Source organism: Streptomyces tanashiensis (assembly GCF_014648895.1).
Taxonomy (GTDB): Bacteria; Actinomycetota; Actinomycetes; order Streptomycetales; family Streptomycetaceae; genus Streptomyces; species Streptomyces tanashiensis.
This window is the reverse complement of the sequence record NZ_BMRZ01000010.1, coordinates 215,896-239,138: the sequence shown is the minus strand read 5'-3', so window position 1 is coordinate 239,138 and position 23,243 is coordinate 215,896. Positions and strand designations below refer to the sequence as shown.

Annotated in this window: 21 protein-coding genes; 15 read left to right on the top strand and 6 right to left on the bottom strand. The window is 72.8% G+C overall.

All coding sequences use genetic code 11. The annotated features are described in order from the left end of the window. Positions 1–23 precede the first annotated feature (23 nt). Positions 24–821 (bottom strand): amino acid ABC transporter ATP-binding protein, encoded by a 798-nt coding sequence (locus tag IE237_RS26995; RefSeq protein ID WP_370468283.1) that lies wholly within the window; start codon positions 819–821, stop codon positions 24–26. 332 nt (positions 822–1,153) lie between these two features. Between IE237_RS26995 and IE237_RS26990 the strand changes: the two genes are divergently transcribed. Both IE237_RS26990 and IE237_RS26985 read left to right on the top strand, forming a co-directional pair. Next, on the top strand, positions 1,154–1,867 hold the full coding sequence (locus tag IE237_RS26990; RefSeq protein WP_189804717.1) for a response regulator transcription factor: 714 nt from the start codon (positions 1,154–1,156) through the stop codon (positions 1,865–1,867). An 18-nt stretch (positions 1,868–1,885) separates the two neighbouring features. Next, positions 1,886–3,310: a sensor histidine kinase gene (locus IE237_RS26985; RefSeq protein WP_189804716.1), complete on the top strand. Its 1,425-nt coding sequence runs from the start codon at positions 1,886–1,888 to the stop codon at positions 3,308–3,310. Between the two features lie 30 nt (positions 3,311–3,340). On the opposite strand, the gene IE237_RS26980 is transcribed toward IE237_RS26985, so the two are convergent. The 4 genes from IE237_RS26980 to IE237_RS26965 form a co-directional block, all read right to left on the bottom strand. Next, positions 3,341–4,339, bottom strand: coding sequence for a TAXI family TRAP transporter solute-binding subunit (locus IE237_RS26980; protein ID WP_189804715.1), 999 nt, complete (start codon positions 4,337–4,339; stop codon positions 3,341–3,343). Between the two features lie 184 nt (positions 4,340–4,523). After that, the gene (locus tag IE237_RS26975; RefSeq protein WP_189804714.1) at positions 4,524–5,711 is read right to left on the bottom strand and encodes an RCC1 domain-containing protein; all 1,188 of its coding nucleotides are present in this window, start codon (positions 5,709–5,711) and stop codon (positions 4,524–4,526) included. A 20-nt stretch (positions 5,712–5,731) separates the two neighbouring features. Beyond that, on the bottom strand, positions 5,732–6,889 hold the full coding sequence (locus tag IE237_RS26970) for an RCC1 domain-containing protein (RefSeq protein ID WP_189804713.1): 1,158 nt from the start codon (positions 6,887–6,889) through the stop codon (positions 5,732–5,734). A 16-nt stretch (positions 6,890–6,905) separates the two neighbouring features. Next, a complete protein-coding gene (locus IE237_RS26965) occupies positions 6,906–8,129 on the bottom strand; it encodes an RCC1-like domain-containing protein (RefSeq protein ID WP_189804712.1) in 1,224 nt (407 codons plus the stop codon). 669 nt (positions 8,130–8,798) lie between these two features. Here IE237_RS26965 and IE237_RS26960 point away from each other — a divergent pair. Genes IE237_RS26960 through IE237_RS26950 form a run of 3 tightly spaced genes read left to right on the top strand, consistent with a single transcriptional unit; the run spans position 8,799 to position 11,666 of the window. Then, entirely contained in the window at positions 8,799–9,284 is a 486-nt protein-coding gene (locus tag IE237_RS26960) for a hypothetical protein (RefSeq protein ID WP_189804711.1), read from the top strand. A 42-nt stretch (positions 9,285–9,326) separates the two neighbouring features. Continuing rightward, positions 9,327–10,265: a hypothetical protein gene (locus tag IE237_RS26955; RefSeq protein WP_189804710.1), complete on the top strand. Its 939-nt coding sequence runs from the start codon at positions 9,327–9,329 to the stop codon at positions 10,263–10,265. Positions 10,266–10,283: 18 nt separating this feature from the next. Continuing rightward, the gene (locus IE237_RS26950; RefSeq protein ID WP_189804709.1) at positions 10,284–11,666 is read left to right on the top strand and encodes a hypothetical protein; all 1,383 of its coding nucleotides are present in this window, start codon (positions 10,284–10,286) and stop codon (positions 11,664–11,666) included. Between the two features lie 18 nt (positions 11,667–11,684). Here the strand turns inward: IE237_RS26950 and IE237_RS26945 are convergent, their stop codons facing one another. Then, entirely contained in the window at positions 11,685–13,319 is a 1,635-nt protein-coding gene (locus IE237_RS26945; RefSeq protein WP_189804708.1) for a glutamate--tRNA ligase, read from the bottom strand. Positions 13,320–13,518: 199 nt separating this feature from the next. Here IE237_RS26945 and IE237_RS26940 point away from each other — a divergent pair, with 199 nt between their 5' ends. From IE237_RS26940 to hemB, 10 genes are all read left to right on the top strand, one after another. After that, entirely contained in the window at positions 13,519–14,745 is a 1,227-nt protein-coding gene (locus tag IE237_RS26940) for an MFS transporter (RefSeq protein ID WP_189804707.1), read from the top strand. After that, positions 14,742–15,659: a TIGR03619 family F420-dependent LLM class oxidoreductase gene (locus IE237_RS26935; protein ID WP_189804706.1), complete on the top strand. Its 918-nt coding sequence runs from the start codon at positions 14,742–14,744 to the stop codon at positions 15,657–15,659. The genes IE237_RS26940 and IE237_RS26935 overlap by 4 nt, the downstream gene beginning before the upstream one ends. 29 nt (positions 15,660–15,688) lie before the next feature. After that, entirely contained in the window at positions 15,689–16,630 is a 942-nt protein-coding gene (locus IE237_RS26930; RefSeq protein ID WP_189804705.1) for a LysR family transcriptional regulator, read from the top strand. Positions 16,631–16,878: 248 nt separating this feature from the next. After that, positions 16,879–17,814, top strand: coding sequence for a DMT family transporter (locus IE237_RS26925; RefSeq protein WP_189804704.1), 936 nt, complete (start codon positions 16,879–16,881; stop codon positions 17,812–17,814). Positions 17,815–18,050: 236 nt separating this feature from the next. Beyond that, positions 18,051–18,608 carry a LuxR C-terminal-related transcriptional regulator gene (locus IE237_RS26920; RefSeq protein WP_229842913.1) on the top strand — a complete coding sequence of 186 codons (558 nt, stop codon included), beginning with the start codon at positions 18,051–18,053 and terminating at the stop codon, positions 18,606–18,608. 45 nt (positions 18,609–18,653) lie between these two features. Next, a complete protein-coding gene (locus IE237_RS26915; RefSeq protein ID WP_229842912.1) occupies positions 18,654–19,088 on the top strand; it encodes a tautomerase family protein in 435 nt (144 codons plus the stop codon). Between the two features lie 337 nt (positions 19,089–19,425). Then, positions 19,426–20,103: an aspartate racemase/maleate isomerase family protein gene (locus IE237_RS26910; RefSeq protein ID WP_308433119.1), complete on the top strand. Its 678-nt coding sequence runs from the start codon at positions 19,426–19,428 to the stop codon at positions 20,101–20,103. Then, on the top strand, positions 20,100–21,350 hold the full coding sequence (locus IE237_RS26905; protein ID WP_189804702.1) for an FAD-dependent oxidoreductase: 1,251 nt from the start codon (positions 20,100–20,102) through the stop codon (positions 21,348–21,350). Before IE237_RS26910 ends, IE237_RS26905 begins: the two co-directional genes overlap by 4 nt. Next, on the top strand, positions 21,319–22,119 hold the full coding sequence (locus IE237_RS26900) for an aspartate/glutamate racemase family protein (RefSeq protein ID WP_189804701.1): 801 nt from the start codon (positions 21,319–21,321) through the stop codon (positions 22,117–22,119). The genes IE237_RS26905 and IE237_RS26900 overlap by 32 nt, the downstream gene beginning before the upstream one ends. Before the next feature lie 100 nt (positions 22,120–22,219). Beyond that, entirely contained in the window at positions 22,220–23,239 is a 1,020-nt protein-coding gene (gene hemB / locus IE237_RS26895) for a porphobilinogen synthase (protein ID WP_189804700.1), read from the top strand. The last annotated feature ends 4 nt before the right edge of the window (positions 23,240–23,243 follow it).

The following is a 23,243-nucleotide window of genomic DNA, read 5'->3' as shown; positions in this document are numbered from 1 at the left end:
GGGAAGAATAGGTCCGAACTCGCTCAGTGGTGAAGGATCTTGGAGAGGAAGTCCTTGGCCCGGTCGCTGCGCGGGTTGCTGAAGAACTCCTCGGGGGTCGCCTGCTCGACGATCTTTCCGTCGGCCATGAAGACGACGCGGTTGGCGGCGGAGCGGGCGAAACCCATCTCGTGGGTGACGACCACCATCGTCATGCCGTCCCGGGCCAGTTGCTGCATGACCTCCAGGACCTCGTTGATCATCTCCGGGTCCAGGGCCGAGGTCGGCTCGTCGAAGAGCATGACCTTCGGGCCCATCGCGAGCGCGCGGGCGATCGCCACGCGCTGCTGCTGGCCACCGGAGAGCTGAGCGGGGTACTTGTCCGCCTGGGTGCCGACCCCGACCCGGTCGAGCAGGGCCCGGGCCTTGGTCTCGGCGGCCTGCTTCTCCGTCTTGCGGACCTTGATCTGGCCCAGCATCACGTTCTCGAGCACCGTCTTGTGCGCGAAGAGATTGAAGGACTGGAAGACCATGCCGACGTCGGAACGCAGCCTGGCGAGCTCCTTGCCCTCCTCCGGCAGCGGCTTGCCGTCGATGGTGATGGTGCCGGAGTCGATGCTCTCCAGCCGGTTGATCGTGCGGCACAGCGTCGACTTGCCGGACCCGGACGGTCCGATGACGACCACGACCTCGCCGCGGGTGATCGTCAGATCGATGTCCTGGAGGACATGCAGTGCGCCGAAGTGCTTGTTCACGTCGGACAGTACGACCAGGTCGTCCGCCGCACGCGGGGTGTCCTCGGGCCCCCTGGGCACAGACTTGGACACTGACTCTCCGCTCATCGGCCTCTTGCTCCGTCCTCCTCGGTTGGGGAGGACACTAGAGACCCGATGTGACGAGCGTCATCACATCTGAGCGGAAATTGAGGATAACGATACGGCCGCAACCGGACACAGTGGGTGAAGGCGACGCCCTGGGCCGTACCGGGTCCATAACGGAAACGGCCGCGTAACGGGGGGACACTTGACTGTGACACCCATGTTCGGTGTTCATGCCCTGGTACCACCTGGTACACAGAGAGCCGCCGTCGACTGACCGCGACGGCATCACGACCGCTTTCACCACGGCAGCCACCACGGCAATTCATCACGGCATCATCACGGAGGAGGTACGCATGCGACTGCTGCTCGTCGAGGACGACGACCACGTCGCCGCCGCTCTCTCCGCGATCCTCGCGAAGCACGGCTTCACGGTCACGCACGCCCGCAACGGCGAGGAGGCCCTCCAGGCCGTCCTGCCCACCGCCCAGGGCGAGCGGCCCTCGTTCGGCGTGATCCTGCTCGACCTCGGTCTGCCCGACCAGGACGGCTACCAGGTCTGCGGCCGCATCCGGAAGCTCACCACCACCCCGGTGATCATGGTGACCGCGCGCGGCGACGTGCGCTCCCGGATCCACGGGCTCAACCTCGGCGCCGACGACTACGTCGTCAAGCCCTACGACCCCGGTGAGCTTCTCGCCCGCATCCACGCCGTCAGTCGGCGCAACGCCGGAGCCGAGGAGACCACGGGGGCCGTCGGCGCCGCCGAAGGGGCCCTGCTGCGGCTCGGCTCCGTCACCATCGAGCTGCCCACCCGCCGGGTCAGCGTCGAGGGCGAGAGCGTCCCGCTCACCCGCAAGGAGTTCGACCTGCTCGCCCTCCTCGCCCAGCGGCCCGGCGTCGTCTTCCGCCGCGAGCAGATCATCAGCGAGGTCTGGCACACCAGTTGGGAAGGGACCGGCCGCACCCTGGAGGTGCACGTCGCCTCCCTGCGCTCCAAGCTGCGGATGCCCGCCCTGATCGAGACCGTACGGGGCGTCGGCTACCGCCTCGTCGCCCCCGCCGCGTAACCCCGGACGGCTCCTCACGTGCGCACCCGACTCCTCCCGCTGCTCATCGTGCTGATGGCCGGCGTGCTGCTCGCCCTCGGCTTCCCGCTGGCCGCCAGCCTCGCCGCGTCCGAGCAGCAGCGGGTCGTCGTCGACCGGCTCGACGACGCCGCGCGCTTCGCCGCCCTCGCCCAGTTCGTCAGCGAGAGCAGCCCCGGCACGGACGAGCGGCAGGCCACCCTCGGCGGCGAACTCGCCAGCTACCACGATGTGTACGGCATCCGCGCCGGGATCTTCTACCGCAACAACGGCGCCATGGCCGCCGCCCCCGAGGACTGGGTCGTCCCGTACGCGGGGGAGGGCCGTCGCGCCTTCAACGAGGCACTGCTCGGACGCCGCAGCCACGACCCGCCCCAGGTCTGGCCCTGGCAGCGGGACGCACGGCTCAGCATCGCCTCCCCGGTCGTCCGCGACGGGGACGTCGTCGCCGTCGTCGTCACCGACTCGCCCACCGGGCAGCTCCGCTCCCGCATCCTGCGCGGCTGGCTGCTGATCTTCGCGGGCGAGGCCGCCGCGATGCTGCTCGCCGTCGGCGCCGCCTTCCGGCTCACCGGCTGGGTGCTGCGACCGGTCCGCGTCCTCGACGCCGTCACCCACGACATCGCCACCGGGCGGATGAACTCCCGCGTCGCCGCCACCGGCGGCCCGCCCGAGCTGCGGCGCCTCGCCCGCTCGTTCAACGAGATGGCCGACAACGTCGAGGACGCGCTGGAACAGCAGCGGGCCTTCGTCGCCGACGCCTCCCACCAGCTGCGCAACCCGCTGGCCGCGCTGCTCCTGCGGATCGAGCTCCTCGCCCTGGAGCTCCCCGAGGGCAACGAGGAGATCGCCTCGGTACGGACCGAGGGCAAGCGTCTCGCGCAGGTCCTCGACGACCTCCTCGACCTGGCGCTCGCCGAGCACGCGGCCGCCGAGCTGCGGCTCACCGACGTCGGCGCGCTCAGCGCCGAGCGGGTCGCGTCCTGGCGTCCGGTCGCCGAGGACAAGGGCGTCACGCTCACCGCGGAGTGCGGGGCGGTCACCGTCTGGGCGGACCCGGTGGCCCTCTCCAGCGCCCTCGACGCGGTGATCGACAACGCGCTGAAGTTCACCCCCGCCGGGGAGGAGGTCACGGTCACGGTCGTCCCCGACCGGTCGACCGTCGCCGTCGTCGTCGCCGACCAGGGGCCCGGACTCACCGACGAGGAGCTGGGCCGCGTCGGCGACCGCTTCTGGCGCTCCGGCCGGCACCAGAACGTCAAGGGATCGGGCCTCGGCCTCTCCATCGCGCGCGTGCTGCTCACGGCGGGCGGCGGAGGCGTGTCCTTCGCCCCGAACGAGCCGCACGGCCTGCGGGTCACCGTCACCGTCCCCCGGCACGCCCCCGCGGAGCGGGACCCGGGTCAGGGCTTCACGGAGCGGTAGCCGTACGGGGCCGCCGTGCGGGGCTCCGCGTCAGGGCTTCACCGAGCGGTAGTAGCGGCGGGCGCCGTCGTGGAGGGTCAGGGGCTCGGTGTAGATGGCGGTGCGCAGGTCCACCAGCTGGGCCGGGTGGACCCGGCGGCCGATCCCGTCCCGGCTCCTGATCACCGTACGGGTGATGCCCTCCACCAGGTCCTCGTCGGCGTCCGCCGTGGTGACCAGCAGGTTCGCCACCGCCAGGGTCTCGGTCCGCTGCCCGTCCTGCGCCTTCGCGTACGCGTCCGCCGGGATCACCGCCGACCGGTAGTGCCGGGTCGACTCCCCGACGTCGTGCAGCCGGTCGACCAGACGGGCGTCCAGCGGGATCAGCCGGATCGGGGAGCGCTCGGACAGCGTCTGCACCGCCTGGGTCGGCAGCCCGCCCGACCAGAAGAAGGCGTCGAGCCTGCCTTTCTCCAGGAGCTCCGGCATCGTGTCGATGCCCGCCGAGACCGGTTCGATGTCCCTGACGGGGGCCAGACCGGCCGCCGCGAGCACCCGGTCGGCGATCAGCCGTACGCCGGACCCGTCCTGGCCCACGCCGACCCGGAGCCCGCGCAGGTCCTGGACATTCTGCACCGTGGATCCCTTGCGCACGACGAGCTGCACGTAGTCGTCGTAGAGCCGTGCGCAGCCGCGCAGCCGCTCGAAGCCGGGCCGGCGCTCGCGCTGGTACTGGGCCACCGCGTCGGCCGTCGCGACGGTGAAGTCGGCCTTGCCCGTGGCGACCCGGGCCAGGTTCTGCTGGGAGCCCTCGCTGTCCTGGAGCGTTATCGACACCTCGGGCAGGTCCTGAGCCAGGGCGTTCTTGAGGAGCAGCCCGTACCGCTGGTAGACGCCGGTGGGGACACCGGTACTGAAGGTGACCGAGCCGCTCGGGACCGGGGAGCCGAACGGAATCAGCCACCAGGCCAGCACCCCGCACAGCGCGAGCAGCGCGGCCGAGACCGCCAGGACACGGCGGCGGGCGGCGCGGGAGAGCGAGGCGAACATGCCCGCGATCCTGCCAGGTCGCCGGCGTGTCTGGCCAGGCTCGGCGGTGTGGGGACCCGGCGGGTGGTCTGCGCGGTCCCCGGCGGGGGGCCTGCGTGGGGCCGTCGGTCGGCTTGCGCGGACCTTCTCGACGGGCCTACGCGGGCCCGTCGAGAGGCCTCCGCACGGCCGGGAGGTGCCGTCGTCAGTAGGCGAAGGCGGACTTGCCCGTCATCGTCGTCGTGACGTGGGTGATCCCGCTCCCCGGCGGGAGCGCCGTCACCGTCGACGTCCCGGTCGGCGCGGTCGTGGTGCCGTCGCCGAGCTGGGCGGCCGCGTTGGCGCCCCAGCCGATCACCGAGCCGTCGTCGAGCGCGGCCACGGTGAAGTCGGCGCCGCCCGCGATGCTCTGGACGCCCTTGAGGGTGTCCAGGACGACGGGGGTGGTGCGGTTGGCGTTGGTGCCGTCGCCGAGCTGCCGGTCGGTGTTCTTGCCCCAGCCGGCCAGGCTGCCGTCGTCGAGGACGGCGAAGCCGGACGCGGAGGTGGCGAAGATCCTCGCGACGGCGTCGAGGTAGGCGACGTCGACGGGCTTGTTGCTGTCCGTGGTGGAGTCGTTGCCGAGCTGGCCCTCGGCGCCCTTGCCCCAGGCCTTGACGATGCCGTCGGCGGTGAGCGCGAGGACGTGGTCGCAGCCCACGGCGACGGATTCGACGTCGACGAGGTCGGGGACCTTCTGCGGGGTCTCGCGGGTGGTGTTGTTGCCCGTGCCCAGGCGCCCGTTGTCGCCCTTGCCCCAGGTCCAGACGGTGCCGTCCTGCCGGAGCGCCACGCTGAAGTCGCAGCCCGCTCCGACGTCCTTGACCTTGTCCAGGCTCTGCACGGGGATCGGGTTCTTGTACGGGTTGGTGGTGTCCTGGCCGGTGCCCAGCTGCTTGGAGGCGTTGCTGCCCCAGGCGAGGACCCGGCCGCCCTTGACGGCGAGCGCGTGGTTGAGGCCGGCGGAGACCTCGCTCACGCCGGAGAGCCCGGCGACGGTCGCGGGGAAGGACTGGGCGGTGAGCGTGCCGTTGCCGAGCTGGCCGGTGGCGTTGTTGCCCCAGCTCTTCACGGTGCCGTCCTTGAGGAGGGCGACGGCGAAGGGGTTGGCGGCCGCGGCCGCGCCGCCGCCTCCGCCGGAGAGCTCACGGACGTCGTCGCGGGTGATGCCGGTGACGGCCGCGGGGGTCTGCTGGGCGAGGACGCTGCCGTTGCCGAGCTGGCCCTGGGCGTTCTCGCCCCAGGCGCGGACCCAGGGGTCGGTGCCGGCGGCGTGGGCGGAGAGGCAGGGGGCGGCGAGGGCGGTGACCGCCGTGAGCGTGGTGAGCAGCAGGGTGCTTCGTGATCGGGACATGATCATGGGGACCTTTCGGGTCAGTAGGCGTAGCTGGACTTCCAGACGGTGGAGGTCGCCACGCGGGTCGTGCCGCTGCCCGGAGGCAGGGCGACCACGGGGAGCGGGGAGTCGGTGGTGGAGGCGTCGCCGAGCTGGCCGGCCGTGTTCTCGCCCCAGGCGAGGACGGAGCCGTCGGCGAGGACGGCGAGGGTGTGGCGCCAGCCTCCGGCCAGGCCGCGGACGTCTGCCACGCCCTGGACGGGGACGGGAGTGGTACGGGAGACGGTGCTGCCGTCGCCCAGCTGGCCGAAGTTGTTCGAGCCCCAGGCGCGTACGGCTCCGTCGTCGAGGACGGCGAAGCTGTGGTAGCCGCAGGCGAAGACCCGGGCGACGCCGTCGAGGTGCTGGACGTCGACCGGGGCGGAGCTGTTCTGGGTGCTGTCGTTCCCGAGCTGTCCGTTGGCGTTGTAGCCCCAGGCCTTCACCGTGCCGTCCGCCGTGCGGGCCAGCGAGTGGTGACAGCCGGCGGCGACCTCCACCACGTCCGTGAGTCCGGGGACCCGTTGCGGGGTGTTCCGGTCGTCGTTGGCGGCGAGGCCGAGCTGGCCGTTGTTGCTCCGGCCCCAGGTCCAGACGGTGCCGTCCTCGCGCAGGGCGACGGCGTGGTAGCAGCCGGCGGCGATGTCGGTGACTCTGCTCAGGCTCTGGACGGCGAGGGGGCGGGTGGTCCCCGTCGTGGACCCGTCGCCGAGCTGCCCGAAGGCGTTGTCGCCCCAGGCGAGGACCCGGCCGCCGCGGACGGCGTATCCGAAGTGGATTCCGGCGGCGACCTGGGACACCCCGGAGAGTCCGGTGACGGCGGCGGGGAAGGGCCGCCCGGTGGTGGTTCCGTCGCCGAGCTGGCCGTTGGTGTTTCCGCCCCAGGCCTGGACCGTACCGTCGTCGAGGAGGGCGAGGGCGAAGGAGTTGGCGTCGTTCCCGCCGCCTCCCGCGAGTTCGCGGACGTCGCCCCGGGCCAGGCCCTGGACGGCGGCCGGGGTCTGCTGGACGAGGGTCGTGCCGTTCCCGAGCTGCCCGGCGGTGTTCGCGCCCCACGCCCGCACCCAGGGGTCACGGGGCTCGGCGTGCGCCGGGGAGACGGCGAGGCCGAGGAGCGCGAGGCAGACGGCGGCACCGCGCGCGTACGCGTACGTCATGGGAGCACGCTCCCGCTCAGTACGCGTACGTCGTGTTGCCGCCCAGGGAGACGGCCACCGCCTTGATCGCCGAGCCCTCGTTGAGGATCTTCACCGACTCGTAGCGGGCGACCGTCGTGCCGTTGCCGAGCTGGCCCTCGCCGTTGTGGCCCCAGGTGAAGACCTCGTCCGCCGTGACGGCGACGCCGTGCCGGGCGCCGGCGGCGAGGTGCTGGACGCCTTCGAGGCGCGGGATCTCGACGGGGGCGGTGCGGTTGGTGCGGGAGACGTTGGAGTCGAAGGCCTCGTCGCCCTCCAGGAGCTGGCCGTACTGGTTGTTGCCCCAGCCCCAGACGTGGCTGTCGCTCGTCTTCACGTAGTTGTGGAAGGCGCCCGCCTCGATGTCGGAGACGCCCTCGATCCAGTCCACGTCGACGGGGAGCGTGGCGGACTTGGTGGAGGAGTTGCCGAGCTGGCCGTAGAGGTTGTAGCCCCAGGACTTGACCGTGTCGTCGGCGGTCAGCGCGAGGGCGTGGTGGCAGCCGGCGTCGATCTCGACGATGTTCTCCAGGCCCTGCACCTGCCGGGGCACGGAGCTGGTGGCGCGGCTGCCGTTGCCGAGCTGGCCGTGGATGCCGCGGCCCCAGGCGTACACCTTGCCGTTCTCCAGGAGGGCGAGGCTGAAGTCGCAGCCGGCCGAGATCTGCTTGACCTTGGGCATGCCCTGGACGCGGTCGGGGACCGTGCGGCTGTCGCCGGTGCGGTTGTTGCCGAGCTGGCCGTAGGCGTTGTCGCCCCAGGAGTAGACCTGGCCGCTGGTGTCGAGGGCGAGGGCGTGCTTCCCGCCCGCGGCGATGTCCTTGATGTTGGTCAGGCGCGGGACGGTGGTGGGCACGGTCTGGTTGGTGTTGCCGCCGTTGCCGAGCTGGCCGGAGGAGTTGTGGCCCCAGGACTTGACCGTCTTGTCGGTGCGGGCGAGGACGAACGAGTCGGCCGAGGACGTGCCGCCGGCCGAGACCTGGTCGACGTCGCCGCGGAAGAGGCTGGTGACCGAGGTCGGGCTGAGGCTGTCGGCGAGGGTGCCGTTGCCGAGTTGGCCGGTGCGGCCGGCGCCCCAGCTCAGCACGGTCGGGTTGCCCTCGTTGGCGAGCGCGTGGGTGGCCGGTACGGCGGTGAGGGCTGCGGCCGCCGTGAGCGCGGCCGCCGCGAACGGTAGACCGCGGAAGGGGGTACGCAGGGGACTGCGGCGTGTACGGGACATGGCTCTGCTCTCCTTCGATGGGGACATACGGGAGCGCTGCGCCCGGTCGGACGGTGGCCCCGCGGGGGTCGGCGGAGGCGCGTGCGTGGCGGGCGCGGGTCATGCGGACAGGCCGTGCCGGGCCCTTGGGCATGGGGTGCCCAGGGGCCGGGTGCGACGGCCGGGACGGGCCGTCGGGCACATGAGCAGACTGACCGAGAATGATCACCGAGGCGAGCCGGAACCGCTGAAACACCCGTCTGACGGACGCCCGTTCGGGGAGGTGTTCCCGGGGGCGCGTTCGCGTCTCCGGAGCGCCTCGCGGGGGCCCTCGGGGTCGCCGCCGGCGGGCCGCCGAACGGCGGCGGCCGGGGGAGTGAGGGCCCCCGCCGCGTACGGCCGACCGCCCTCTCGCCGGCGCCTTGGATTCCCTACGAACGGGTGGACCCGCGGGCCCGGGAGGCCGCTCGTGAGGACCCCGGATCCCGGCCCTCGCGGCGGCCCCGAGTGCGCTCCGCCGAAGTGGTGAGCGGGCCCGTCGGCGCGCGCCGCACCGTGTGTCCTGCCGGGGCGTCGGGGGCCCGGCGGCTAGCGTCGGAATGCGCTCGGTGATCTTGAGGACAGTCCCCTGTCCGCCCCTGGCGTCCCCGGCCGAGCCATTCAACTCACCCCTGTCCCAAGGGAGTTCCCATGCCCGTATGGAAGACATCGGCACGTCGTGTGCTGACCGCCGCCGTCCTTGCCGCCGCTCTCGGCCTGCCCCTGGCCCCCGTCGCGTACGCCGAGGAGTGCAAGCCCGACGACCAGGCCTGCCTGGACAAGGAGGCCAATGCCAAGGAGGCCAAGGAGATCGAGGAGCAGCAGAAGAAGACCGAGGAGGCGGCCGGCCAGGCGGACAAGGACATCAAGGCCGTCGGCAAGAAGCTCGACGAGTGCCCGCCCAGCTCGGATTCCTGCATGGGCAAGCTCACCTCGGGCAAGGGAGCCGCGGAGGAGAAGGGGGTCAAGGACATGACCGACACCATCTCCACCTATCAGCCGGAGCCCGCCGACAACGCGCAGTCCGCCGTGACCTCCACCTGCGCCGACTTCCCCGGCTCCCTGCCGCAGGGATCCACCGACCCGGGACAGTCCCCCTTCCCGGTCTCGCAGCTCTGCTCCCTGCTCGGTTCCTGACCTCAGCCGTCCCCCCCCCACGTCCCGAAGGGTTGCTCCGTCATGTCTCCGCGCCGTCCCCGCGCCGTCCTTCCCGTGCTCGTCCTCGGCCTCACCGCGCCGCTCACCCTGCTCGCCCCGCCCGCCGCCACCGCCGAGGAGGGGCCGGGCGAGACCCCCGCCCCCCGCGCCGTCACCGCCGACGGCCGCCCCGCGAAGATCGCCGACGTCCTGGAGTACTGCGGGACGAAGCGCACGGCCTGCACCTTCGCGATCGACCCCAAGCAGGACAGGGAGTATGCCACCGCCGTCAAGTCCCTGGGCAACGCGGTGGTCAACTGCACCCAGAGCGACATGAGCGTCGACCGGACCGTCACGCTGCGGACCAGCAGCACGGACAACATCGGCGGCGAGATCTCCGGGAAGATCGCCGCCGAGGGCACAGTCAGCGCCTCGGGCGAGGTCACCACCAACCTCGTCAACGACATCACCAGCGAGAACAAGACGCCCAACCTCAAGGACGGCCCGACCTCGACGAACGGCACCAAGACCAGCGTCGCCGCCGGGGGCAAGGTGGCCGGGTCGCTGAGCGCCAAGCTCGCCTTCGAGGCCGCCTTCAAGGCCACGTACTCGAAGTCCTGGACGATCGACAACACCGAGGCGACCACCTACAAGACCACCGTCAAGCCCTACGACATGCTGGTCTTCGGGGCGAGCGCGGCGATGAAGCGCGTGGTCGGCAACCTCGTCACCGACAACGGGCAGAGGATCCTCGGCATTCGCGTCGACAGCCCCTCCATGGTCAACAGCAGCACCTTCGTCGCCCAGACGTACGCCGTCCCCGACATGCTCTGCGGCCGCAAGCGCCCCGCCGCCGACACCCAGCCCGACAACGACAACAACGGCCTCCGGAACTCCGCCCGCGAGGTGCCGGCCGCCCGGGCCGTACCGCCGGGCACCGACCCGAAGCGCGAAGTCGTCCTCTCGTCCCACGCCCACTGACCCGGAGGAGTCCCCGCCATGAACCGAACCCTCTCCGCGCTGGCCGTCCTCGGGGCCACCGGACTGCTGCTGCCCGTCGTCCCCGTCTCGCACGCGGCACAGGCCGCCCCCGCCGAGCAGGCCGTCCCCGTCCTCAACGGCGACTTCGCCGACCCGGTCATGAAGGGCGACGGGCCCACGACCGTCGGCATCGACTTCTGGACCGGCCTCAACCAGCGCTACTCGCCCACCGCCTCCGGCCGCACCGACGCCTCCCACGGCGTCGCCCTCCAGAAGGACGGCAACACCCTCCGCCAGCGGCTGCGCGGGGTCCGGGCGGGGGCCAGGGTCACCGTGACCTACGAGGACAGCCCCGCCGTCTCCAAGGAGTGCACCGGCGAACAGGTCGTCGACGGCCAGCCGTACGCGGTCGGCGGATCCGGCGGCGCGGTCCAGGAGGTCACCACCGCCGGCGACCCCGACCGGGTGAAGGGCACGCCCGGAAAGGGCCGTTGGACCGGCCGCGCCTATGTGTTCACCGCGGGTGAGAACGATCCGGTGCTCACCTTCACCTCACGCGTCACCGACTCCCGCACCCATGTGACCTGTTCGCCGATGATCGCCCGCATCCGCGCGGCCGAGGTGCCGCCCGCCGTCGACAAGACCGTCGGCAAGGCGAGCCTGGGCACCTCGGAGGCGTACAAGGGCAACGAAAAGGAGAGCTCCCTCCACAACGCGGCCGCCGCCTGCAACGGCGAGAACGCCTGCACCTTCCGGCCGGACACCCGGACGTCCTTCCGCTACTACGACACGGCGCGGGTGGTCGGCGAGGCCTACGTCAACTGCACCCGCAACACCCTGGAGCACAGCCGGCTCCTCTCGTACTCCGAGCGCAGCCACGACAGCATCGCCCAGACGTACACCGAGGCCGGCCTCGCACTCCCCGAGGTGGCCCGGCTGCCCACGAGCGGCGACCGCGTGGAGGACGAGAAGCGGATCAAGGAGCGGCCGATGGCCACCCAGTTCTCTCTGGCCTACGAGAAGGGCTGGCAGCGAGCCTGGCAGTGGTTCAGCAGCGACCAGCGGACCGTCGTGGAGCGGATCCAGCCCGGCGAGGTCAGCTGGGTCGAGCTGCAGCCGAGCCGCGAGCGGGTCGAGGGCTGGTTCGTCAGCAAGAAGGACGACTACCGGCTGCACGCCGTCGTCGACGGGCCCTCCCGCGCCGTGCCCGACCGGCTCCTCCAGCGCACCGGGCCCATGTCCGAGGCCGAGAAGCAGCGCTGCGCCGCCTCCCGTCCCATGACCACCACCCCGGTGGGCGCGGACGCGCCCGCGAGCGCCAGCGACAAGGGCCTCGTCAGGACGCCGGCGCCGGCCGCGCCGGGCGTCCGCTCCTCGGCCCGGACCCTGACGCTGGAGTAGCCGCCGGAACGCGCCGCCTCACCCCGCCACGGCGGTGAGGCGGCGCACCACCTCGTCCCGGCCCAGGGCACCGGCCACGGCGGCCAGGTCCGGGCTGCGGGTGGCACCCGTGAGCGCGACCCGGACCACGTTCGCGACCTGCCTCGGCGGTCCCGCCCAGCGGTCCGGGTCCCGGCGCCAGGAGGCCGTGTCCGGGGCGAAACCGTGCCGTACGGCGAGCTCCCCGAGCCGTGCGAACCACCGGTCGGGGGAGACGGCGGCGAAGTCGGCGGCGATCCGCCGCACCAGCTCCGGGGCGAGGCCGCCGTACCGGTCGTCGCCGGGGGCGGGCACAGGGCCGAAGAGCTCCGTGAAGAAGAAGCCGTACCGGTCGCGGAAGCACGACCAGCGCTCCAGGTCCTTGCGGGCGGGCGCGCCCTCGGGCCGGCCCGTGGCCACCGCGGCCAGGGCGAGGTCCTCGTGGCGGCCGAGGACGGAGGCGAGCTCGGGGTCGTACTCCTCCGCCCAGGCGAGGAGCTGCGCGTACAGCTCGCCCGGGGTGAGCGAGGCGATGAACTCCCGGCTCAGGGAGTGCAGTTTCGGCAGGTCGAGCAGGGGCCCCGAGGGGCGCATGCCGTCGAGCCGGACCTCGGAGGCGAGCGCCTCGGCGGTGGGGACGTCCATGAGCCGGATGTTGGCGAGGCCCCGCAGGTAGTGCTGGACGGCGGCCGGCGGATACCCGGCGGACAGGTAGTAGTCCACCGACGCCTCGGGGTCCTTGCGCTTGCTGAGCTTGCGGCGCGAGGGCCCCTCCGCCTTCATCAGCGGGGCCAGGTGCGCGTACGCCGGCGGCTCGAAGCCCAGCGCCGCGTGCAGCTGCAGATGGACCGGGGTCGAGGAGAGCCACTCCTCGCCGCGCACCACCAGCGTCACCCGCATCAGGTGGTCGTCCACGACGTGCGCGAAGTGGTACGTGGGCAGCGGCGGTTCCTCCTGGGAGGACTTGAGGAGGACGATGTCGTTGCCGTTGTCCTGCATGGTGACGGAGGCCCGGATCCGGTCCGTGAACCGGACCCGGCCGGGAAACTCGTACGGGCAGCGGAACCGCACCACGTACGGCTCGCCCGCCGCGAGCCGGCGGGCCCCTTCCTCCGGCGCCAGCGTCCGGCAGGGCGCCCAGCGCCCGTAGTAGCCCAGCGGCGAGCGGCCCGCGCGCTGCTCCTCCGCGCTCCGGGCGAGCAGCTCCTTGCCGCAGAAGCAGGGGTACGCGCGGTCGCGGCGCAGCAGGTCCCGCACATGGCTGAGGTAGACCTCCCGGCGCTCCGACTGGAGGTACGGCCCCCACGCCCCGTCCCCGGCGACACCGCCCTCGTCGGGGGCGAGCCCGAAGGCCCCGAGCAGCCGGGAGAACTCCTCGGCGGCGCCCGCCACCTGCCGGGACCGGTCGGTGTCCTCGACGCGCAGCACGTGCGTGCCGCCCGACTGGCGGGCGAGCGCCCGGGCCACGGCCGCCGTGTACAGGCCGCCGATGTGCAGGTGTCCGGTGGGGCTCGGGGCGAAGCGCGTCACCTCGGCGCCGTCCGGCAGGGCGCGCGGCCCGAACCGCCGCTCCCAGTCGGCCGGTTCGGGGAGATCGGGCGGGAACATCGCGTTGATGACGGACAGATCGAGCACGGTGGACTCCCTCCTGGGGTTCCTGGAGAGCCAGGGTCCTGGAGGGATCCACCGTAGGCCGGTGACCGGCCGGTTCGAGCGTCCCGAGGGCGCGAGGCTGCGGAACTCCGAACCCTCTTCGGCGTTGTGGGCTGCGAGCGGCATGCCCGGTCAGTAGCGTCCCGAGGACCGTTCCGTACGACGACCACAAGGGGGTGTGATGGGCGGCACGCGCGCGGTGGGCCTGCTCGCACTCGGCTCCTTCGCCATGGGGACCGACGCCTACGCGATGGCGGGACTGCTCCCGGACATGGGCGCCGACCTGGGCGTCTCCGTCTCCCTCGCCGGCCAGTCCGTCACCGCCTTCACCCTCTGCTACGCCCTGGCCGCGCCGCTCCTCTCGGCCGTCCTCGCCCGCTGGGGCACCCGCACGGTCCTGGTCGCCGCGCTCGTCGTCTTCGTCCTCGCCAACACCGGTACGGCGCTGGCCGGTTCGTACGCCGGGCTGCTCGGCACCCGGGCCCTCGCCGGCGCCGGAGCGGGCCTCTTCACCCCGGCGGCCGCCACCGCGGCCGTCGCGCTCGTCCCGCCCGAGCGGCGCGGCCGCGCCCTCGGTCTGGTCCTCGGCGGGATGAGCGCGGGCACCGTGCTCGGCGTGCCGCTCGGGCTGCTCGTCGCGGCCGGCTCCGGCTGGCGGGCGGCCCTGTGGCTGATCACCGCGCTCGGAGTCGCCGCGCTGCTCGGCGTCGCGACGGCGCTGCCGCCCGTGCGGGGAGCCGCCGCGCCCTCGCTGCGGGCCCGGTTCGGCGCCCTCGCCCGGCCCAGGGTCGCCGTGGTCGTCGCCGTCACCTTCACCCAGACCGTGGCCAGCCTCGGGCTCTACACCTACCTCGAACCGGTCCTGCACCGCGTCGCCGACGTGGGCAGCGCCGTGCCGTACCTCTGGGTCTGGGGCATCGGCGGGGTCTGCGGCAGCTTCCTCGCCGGAACCCTCGTCGACCGGACGGGGCGGCCCGCCCGCCTCGCGGTCGTGCTCCTCGCCATCCTCGGCGGCGCCCTGGCCCTGCTGCCGTGGACCGGCGCCGTACCCGGCCTCGTCCTGCTGCCCCTGCTCGTCTGGGGCGCGGTCGGCTGGGCCTTCGTCGTCCCCCAGCAGCACCGGCTCCTCACGCGGGACGGCGGGGCCGCCGCCGTCGGCCTCAACAGCTCCGCCACCTACCTCGGCGGCGCCGTCGGCTCCGCGCTCGGCGGCCTCGCCCTCGCCCGCGGGCTCGACGCCCGCCTGCTCCCGCTCCTCGCCGCAGGGGTCGCGCTCGCGGGAGTCCTCTTCCACCTCACCGTGGCCCGGGGGGTCGCCCGGCGCGACGCCCGCACCACGAACCATGCCCACGGGGCCGGAGCCGCCGGCGCGACCGCGGCCGAGGCCCCCGAAAGGAACGCCTCATGAAGTTCGGCGTCAATCTGCCCAACTACGGGCCCGAAGCCACTCCCGACGCCCTCGCCGACTGGGCGCTGCGGGTCGAGGCGATGGGTTACCACTACGCCATGGTCTCCGACCACGTCGCGCTCACCCCGGACGTCCAGCACCTCTTCCCCGCCCCGTTCTACGACCCCTTCGCGACCCTCGCCTGGCTCGCCGGGGTCACCAGGACGGTGGGGCTCGGCACGACGGTGACGATCCTGCCGTACCGGCATCCCGTGCACACCGCCCGCGTCGCCGCCAACATCGACCGCTTCAGCAACGGCCGCCTGGTCTTCGGCGCGGCGGCGGGCTGGGCCGCCCGGGAGTTCGCCGTCCTCGACGTGCCGTACCGCAAGCGCGGCGCGATCAGCGACGAGTACCTCGCCGCGATCAAGGCCTGCTGGGCCGACGAGGTCGCCTCCTTCGACGGCGCCCACGTCTCCTTCCGCGAGGTCCACACCGGGCCGCTGCCCGTGCAGCGGCCCGGCCCGCCCGTCTGGGTCGGCGGCCACAGCTACGGAGCGCTGCGCCGGGCCGTCCGCCTCGGCGACGCCTGGCACCCCACCTCCGTCTCCGGCGACTGGCTCCTCGGCGTGGGACTCCCCACGCTCCGTCAGGTCGCCGAGGAGCAGGAACGGCCCGTGCCCGACCTCGCTCCCCGGATCAAACTGCGCGTCACCCCCCGCCCGCTGGGCCCCGGCCGGCTGCTCGGCGAGGGCACCCAGGCGCAGATCGCCGACGACCTCGGACTGCTCCAGGACCTGGGGGCGAGCGCCGTCGTCCTGGATCCCACCTACCCGGGCGACCGGCGGGAGGCGGGCCGCACCGCGCGCGACCTCGACGTCCTGGAGACACTGGTCAAGGAGGTCATCGACGTGGACGCCGGCTGCGTACGATGACGAAGGGCTGACGGAGAGAGGGGGAGGGAGTGCGGGACGTGACCGATCTGGACCTGCGGAAGCTGCGCGTGCTCAGGGAGCTCAGCGAGCGCGGCACCGTCAGCGCGGCCGCCCAGGCGCTCCACCTCACCCCGCAGGCCGTCTCCCAGCAGATCAGCGCCTTGGGACGGGAGTTGGGCGTCCCGCTCACCGAACCGTCCGGGCGCCGGCTGCGCCTCACCGGCGCGGCGCGGATCGTGCTCCGGCACGCCGACGCCGTCTTCACCCAGGTCGAGCAGATGCGGGCGGAACTCGCCGCGCACGGGAGCGGCGAGCGCGGCGAGGTGGCGGTGGCCGGCTTCTCCACCACCCTCTCGGCGCTGATCCTGCCCGCCGTGGCCCGGCTGCGGGAGAGCCGGCCGCTCCTGCGGACCTCGCTCGCCGAGGTCGACCCGCCGGAGAGCTTCTCCATGCTGCACCGCGGGGAGACGGACGTCGTCATCTCCGCCGACACCACGCACCGGCCGGGACCGGCGGGCGAGGACGGGCGCCTCGACGCGCGGTTCCACCGGGTCGCGCTCTGCGACGACCCCTTCGACATCGCCCTGCCGGAGGGCCACCGGCTCCTCGACAGCCCCCGGCTGCTCCTCGCCGACCTCGCCGAGGAGACCTGGATCTTCGCGACGACGGGCATGTGTCACGACATCGGCGTCGCCGCCTGTACGGCCGCCGGGTTCACCCCGCAGGCCTCCCACGCCATCGGCGACTGGGACGCCACGCTCGCGGCGGTGCGGCTCGGCCTCGGGGTCGCGCTCGTCCCGCGGATGGCCAAGCCGGCGCCGCGGCCCGAGGTGACGATCCGCGCGTTCAGCGAGCGGGCCCCGTCCCGCACGGTCTTCGCGGCCGTGCGGGAGGGCAGCCAGACCTCCCCGGAGATCGCCGCCGTCCTGGACGCGCTGCGCACGGTGGCCAGGGCGGCCGTCGCCGCCTGACCTGGCGGAACACGCTTCGCCAAGGCCGCGGAACACGATCCACCGCGGCCGCGGAACACGCTTCGCCGCGGCCCGGGACCACGATTCGCCACGGCTCGTGGAAGGTACCGTCCACGAGCCGTTGCTGGACCCGCCCGGCCGCCGCTGCGAGGCTCGTTCCCATACCGCGGACCACTCGCGCGTCCCCTTCTTCCCCCTTCTCTTTCCCCCTCTTTCTCCCCATGCCTTCTCCTGGAGCAGGAACACCCATGTCCAAAGCCACGTACACGCGGCTGGCCGCGCTGAGCCTCATCTGGGGCTCCGTCTTCCTGTGGATCAAGATCGCCGGCTACGGCTTCTCCCCCGTGCAGATGGTGCTCATCCGGCTCGCCCTCGGCGCCGTCGTCATCCTCGCCATCGGCTACGCGAAGGGGCTCCGGCTGCCCAAGGAGCGCGCCACCTGGGGTCATCTGTCGGTGGCCGCGCTGCTCGGCAACGCCATCCCCTGGACCCTGTACGCCGAGGGCGAGATCGCCGGCTCCAGCAGCGTCGCCGCCGTCGTCAACGGCAGCGCGCCGATCTGGACCCTGGCCGCCGCGCTGCTCCTCGGCCAGGAGAAGCGGGTCTCCGGCTACAAGGCGGGCGGTGTACTGCTCGGCCTCGGCGGCACCGCGCTCATCGCCTCCCCCTGGAACTCGGCCTCTGCGGGCACCGGTTGGAGCATCCTCTGCTTCGTCCTCGGCTCGATCAGCTTCGGCGCCAGCTTCGCGTACATGGGCAAGTTCCTCGTGGGCAAGGGCATCCCGCCGCTGATGCTCGCGGGCGGACAGCTCAGCGCGGCGACCGTGCTGCTCCTCGCCGCCTTCCCGTTCCTGGGCCTCCAGGCCGTGACCTGGCGCGCCGACTCGGTGATCTCGGTCCTCGTCCTCGGCGTGGTCTGCACCGGCTTCGCCGCGCTCCTCAACTTCGAACTGATCATCAAGGACGGGCCCACGGTGGCCTCGACCGTCACCTACCTGATGACCGCGGTGGCCGTGGTGCTCGGAGCCGTGGTGCTGCGCGAGCCGCTCGGCTGGACCGTGTGGCTCGGCGCGGTGGCCGTGCTCGCCGCCACCGGTCTGCTCCGCCGCAAGCCCCGCCCGGCCGCCGAACCGGCTCCCGAGGCCGCTCCCGTACCGGCGCCGGCGGCAGCGGACCGTACATAGCGACGTCGAAATTCGGCAGCGCAAGGCGAAACCCGGCCGTTCTCGGCGGCCGGGTGGAAGCCGTTCCCGCACGGCCGTAACCCATGAAATGCCGGGCCGCCGTCCGCAACATTGTGTTCATTCAATGGGCGGGTGGTGGATGGTAGCGTCACAAGTGGAAACACCCGGCCTTTATGGGGGAGTCGCACGTGGCTTTTGTGGTCGAACTCGTTTTCCGTGGCAATGAGACGGACCGGTTGAGTTTCGGAGAGGCGCACCGGGCCTACTGGAAAAGAATGGCCGCGCGCGGCATCCTGCTCGGCGGCGGACCCTGGCGGGACGGCACCGGGGAGTTCCTGGTCTGTGAGGCACCCGACCGCCGCACCCTCTTACGGATCCTCTACGCCGACCCGTACGCGCAGGCGCAGGTCATCGGCGAACTGAGGGTCCGGGAATGGAACGCCGTCATGGGCCACGTGGTGCTCGCCGGCCTGGAGCGGTCCACCGGCGGGGCCGGGACCCACGAGCGAATACGCGGGGGCGGACCGGCCCCCGTCGCGCCGCTCGCGCCGCCGAGCGCCCGAGAGGAGCCGACCGCCCCGCCGAGCGCCCGTGAGGAGCTGACCGCCCACGAGCGGCGCATCGCCACGATGATGCTCGACGGCCTGACCAACAAGCAGATCGCCGAGTCCTTCACGGTCTCCACCCGGGCCGTGGAGCTGCACATCACCCGGATCTACCGGAAGCTCGACATCCGCAGGCGCGCCCAACTGGCCGCTGCCATCGACCGGTTCGAAGCCGCGCTGGCCTGCTGATCCACACCTTCGCACGCAGACGCAGTCGACCTGACGCACACACCGATGATGGGAGTCACCATGCCGCTCGTCGAGATAACCGTTCCCGAGGGCACCCTCTCCGAGGCCGCCGCGGAGGTCCTGCAGCAGCGGGTCGCCGACTCCGTGCTGACGGCCATGGAACTGCCCCTCACCGAGTTCTTCGCCGCCGCCACCTGGGTGTACGTCCGCGAGGCCGCCAAGGGGCTCGCGACCACCGGCGCCGGCCGGCCCCCCGGCGTCCTGGTCGTGGTCACGCCCCTGGAGGGCTTCCTCACCCCCGAGCGGAACGAGGCGCTGTCCGTCGAGGTGACCCGGCACGTGCACGAGGCGACGGGACCCGACACCGTCGTCTGGCTCGTCGTGAACGAGATCCCGGAAGGCAACTGGGCCGTCAACGGCGGACTGACCCGCCGCGCGAAGATCGACGAACTCGTCGCCGAGGCGACCGTCGGCAGCTGAATTCCGCATTCCTCCCGGCCGCGGCGCCGCACCGTATTCACGGTGCGGCGCCGTTCGCATTTCCGGGAGCCGGCGTCCCGAAAAGGAGTGCGGATTCCCGTATCGATGTACGGGTCACCCGCCCCGTACGGTGATGTCAATGGCACCGACGGATGGGAGAGACTCGTTCATGGCTCTGCAATCGGCGCCGCGACTCGGTGTGGTGGTTCCGTCAGGAAACGCCGCCGCCGAACCCGAGATCGGCAGCCTCGTCACCCCCGCATTCAATGTTCACACCTCACGATTCCCGGTACTCCCCGGAAAAGACCTGCGCGGTCGTCTCGAGAAGTACAACGACGTGCTCCCCGAAGTGCTGGGGAATTTCGGTGGACTGCGTCTCGACGCGGCCGTCGTCTCCTGCACCGGCTCGCACTACCTCCTCACGCCCGAAGGCGACCGCGCGCTCTGCGCGGAGCTCTCCGAGCGCGCCGGGGCGCCCGTGCGGTCCGCCGCCCTGGCCATCCTCGACACCGCCCGCGCCGTGGGCGCCGAGCGGCTGGTCCTCGTCTCGCCGTACGAGCCCTGGCTCACCGAACTCTCGCACGCCTACTGGGAGTCGGCCGGACTCACGGTCGACCGGATCGTCAAGATCCGGGCCGGCGCGCGCTTCTCCCCGTACGACGTGACCACCGAGGAACTCGTCGCCCAGGTACGGGAGGCCGAGCTCCCCGAGGACGCCACGCTGCTCTTCACCGGCACCGGCATGTTCACCTTCGACGCGCTCGCCGAACTCGGCCGGGACAGCGGGCGCGTCCTGCTCACCTCCAACCTGGCGAGCGCCTGGTGGGCCCGGGACACCCTCGGCCTCCCGGCCGACGGACCGGACGCGCACCCGCTGCTGCGCCGGCTCGCCGAAAGGACCGGCGCCCGCGGCAGGACAAGCGACCGCGACGGGACCGGCGGCGCCGGGCGCACCGGTGGCGCCGCGAGCGGCCGGGACGGCGCACCCGGGCCCGCCGCCGTGGCCGTGCCGTGAGCGGCCGTACCGCGCCGCCCGGGCCGGTCGCCGTCGTCGGGGCCGGGCCGGTGGGCCTGACCGCCGCGCTCGTCCTCGCCCGCTCCGGGGTCCCCGTGACCGTCCTGGAGTCCCGGAACGAACTGGCCACCGAGTCCCGCGCCTCCACCTTCCACCCCGCCACCCTCGACCTCCTCGACGAACTCGGCGTGGCGGCCGCCCTGCGGCGCCGGGGCCGCACCGTCGACCGCCTCCAGTGGCGGGACCTGGACGGCGGAGTCCACGCCGAGCTGAACTACTCCCTGCTCGCCGGACACACCCGCCACCCCTACCGGCTCCACGTCGAACAGGCCCGGCTCACCCCGCTGCTGCTCGACGCGCTGACCGCGACCGGTCTCGCCGACGTACGGTTCGGGGCCACCGTCACCGGCGCCGCCGAGACCGGCGGCGGGGTGCGGCTGCGCACCGAGGAAGCGGCGGGCCGGGCCACCGTCGGCCACCATCCGTACGTCCTGGCGGCCGACGGCAGCCGGAGCCGGCTGCGGGAGATCGCCGGGCTGCCCGGCACGGCCGAGGAGTACCCCGACTACGCGCTGCGCGTGGTCACCGACTCCCCGCTCGACGAACTGGTCCCGGGGCTCGCCCCGCTGGCGTACGTCCGCGACCCCCGGGGCTCGTTCAGCGCGCTGGGGATGCCCGACCACTGGCGGCTCATCTTCCGGATCCGGCGCGGGACGCCCCGCGCCGAGGTGCTCGCACCCGAGGCCGTACGGGCCAGGGTCGAGCGGGCGCTCCCGGGCGCCGCCGGACGGGCCGTGCGGATCACGGACGCGCACACCTACCGGCTCGCGCGGTTCCTGCTGCCGCGCTACCGGGCCGGCCGGGTGCTCTTCGCCGGGGACGCGGCCCACCTCACCTCCACCGCCGGCGGCCTGAACATGAACTGCGGGCTGCACGACGCCGTGGAGACCGGCCGGGCCCTCGCCACCGTGCTGCAGACAGGCACGGGCGACGAGGCACCCCTCGACACGGCCCTCGGCCGGCGCCGCTGCGTCGTCGAGACGGCGGTCCTCCCGCGCAGCGAGGCCCGCACGGCCGGCCTCGACAGCCCCGCGGAACTCCTCGCCCGGATCGCCGACCTGCGGCGCACCGCGGCGGATCCCCGCGCGGCCACCGACTACCTGCTCAAGGCATCACTTCTCGACGTCGCACCACGACCCCTGAAAGGTGACGCACATGCGGATCTGGTTTCACAAGCACACCGTTGAGGGACGGCTGCCCCTGCTCGACCAGTGGTATCGCGAGCACCTCGACGCGATCGCCGCACCCGGCACCACCGTCGACATCAAGACCCTGCCGGCCGACACGTACCCCGACCGCACCCCCTTCGGCCTCGTCGGCCACCACTCCGCCCAGGTGCTCTTCAGCCGGCACTTCTCCGAGTCCGCGCTCGTCGCGGAGCGGGAGGGCTACGACGCCTGGGTGATCGCCGCCGGCCAGGACCCCGGCCTGCGCGACGCCCGCCACCTCGCCTCCATCCCCACCCTCGGCTACGGCGAGACGGCCTTCTTCCTCTCGGCCCTCACCGGCCAGCGCTTCGGCGTCCTCGGCTTCATGCCGCCCCTGGAGGAGCCCATCAGGGCCAACATCCGCCAGTACCGGCTGGAGTCCTCGCTCAGCTCGTACGAGGTCGTGCCCGGCGGCTGGGACTCCGTGCACCGCTCCCTGGAGGGCGACTTCGACGAGTTCGTCGAGATCTACTCGGCGGCCGCCCTGCGCGCCGCCGAGGCAGGGGCCGAGGTCATCATCCCCGCCGAGGGCATCCCCAACGAGATCCTCTGGCACCTCGGCATCCACGAACTGCACGGCCTGCCCGTCATCGACCCCGCCGGACTCGCCGTGAAGCTCGCGGAGACCCTCGTCCAGCTCGGCGAGCTGAAGCTCTTCCAGCGCAGCGGCCACGGCTACTGGTTCAGCCGCCCCGACGAGCCCGTCGCCAAGCACCTGGAGCAGGTCTTCCTGGGCTCGGCCCTCTAGGAGATGCCGTGTCCGGCTCCATCGCCCCGCACCCCGCCCCGCGCCCGTACCCCCACCGTCATGCACCGCACGCCGCCACGCCTTCGAGGGAGTCACGCCCATGACGTACGACGCCTACGGCCGCAACACCGCGGCCACCGACCCCGCCGCCCCCTACTACCGCCCCCGCCGGCTGCGCCGCACGCCCGCCCTGCGACGCTTCGCCGCCGAGACCCGCGTCGGCCCCGCCAACCTCGTCCAGCCCCTCTTCCTCCGCGAGGGCCTCACCGAACCGCGCGAGATCCCCTCCATGCCGGGCGTCTTCCAGCACACCCGCGACACCCTCCGCAAGGCCGCCGCCGAGGCCGTCGCCAACGGGGTCGGCGGACTCATCCTCTTCGGCATCCCCGAGCACAAGGACCCCACCGGCACCGGCGCCGTCGACCCCGACGGCATCCTCCAGGTCGCCCTGCGCGACGTCGCCGCCGAGGTCGGCGACTCCACCGTGATCATCGGCGACATCAACCTCGACGAGTACACCGACCACGGCCACACCGGTGTCCTGGACGCCGACGGCGACGTCGACAACGACGCCAGCATCGAGCTGTACGCCCAGGCGGCCGTCGTCCAGGCCGACGCGGGCGCCCAGATCGTCGCCCCCAGCGGCATGATGGACGGCCAGGTGCGCCGCATCCGCGAGGCCCTCGACCTGGCCGGGCACCAGTCCGTCGCCATCCTCGGCTACTCCGCCAAGTACGCCTCGCACTTCTACGGCCCCTTCCGCGACGCCGTCGAGTCCACCCTGCGCGGCGACCGCAAGGGCTACCAGCAGTTCCCCGGCAACATCCGCGAATCCCTCCTGGAGGTCTCGCTCGACGTCGCCGAGGGCGCCGACCTCGTCATGGTCAAGCCCGCCCTCGCCTACCTCGACATCGTCCGGCTCATCGCCGACCACGTGCAGGTCCCCGTCGCCGCCTACCAGGTCTCCGGCGAGTACTCCATGGTCGAGGCGGCCGCCGCCAAGGGCTGGATCGACCGCGACCAGGTCGTCCGGGAGAGCCTCGCCTCCATCCACCGCGCCGGCGCCACCCAGATCATCACCTACTGGGCCTCCGAGTTCGCCCAGACCCTGGACCGGTGACCCG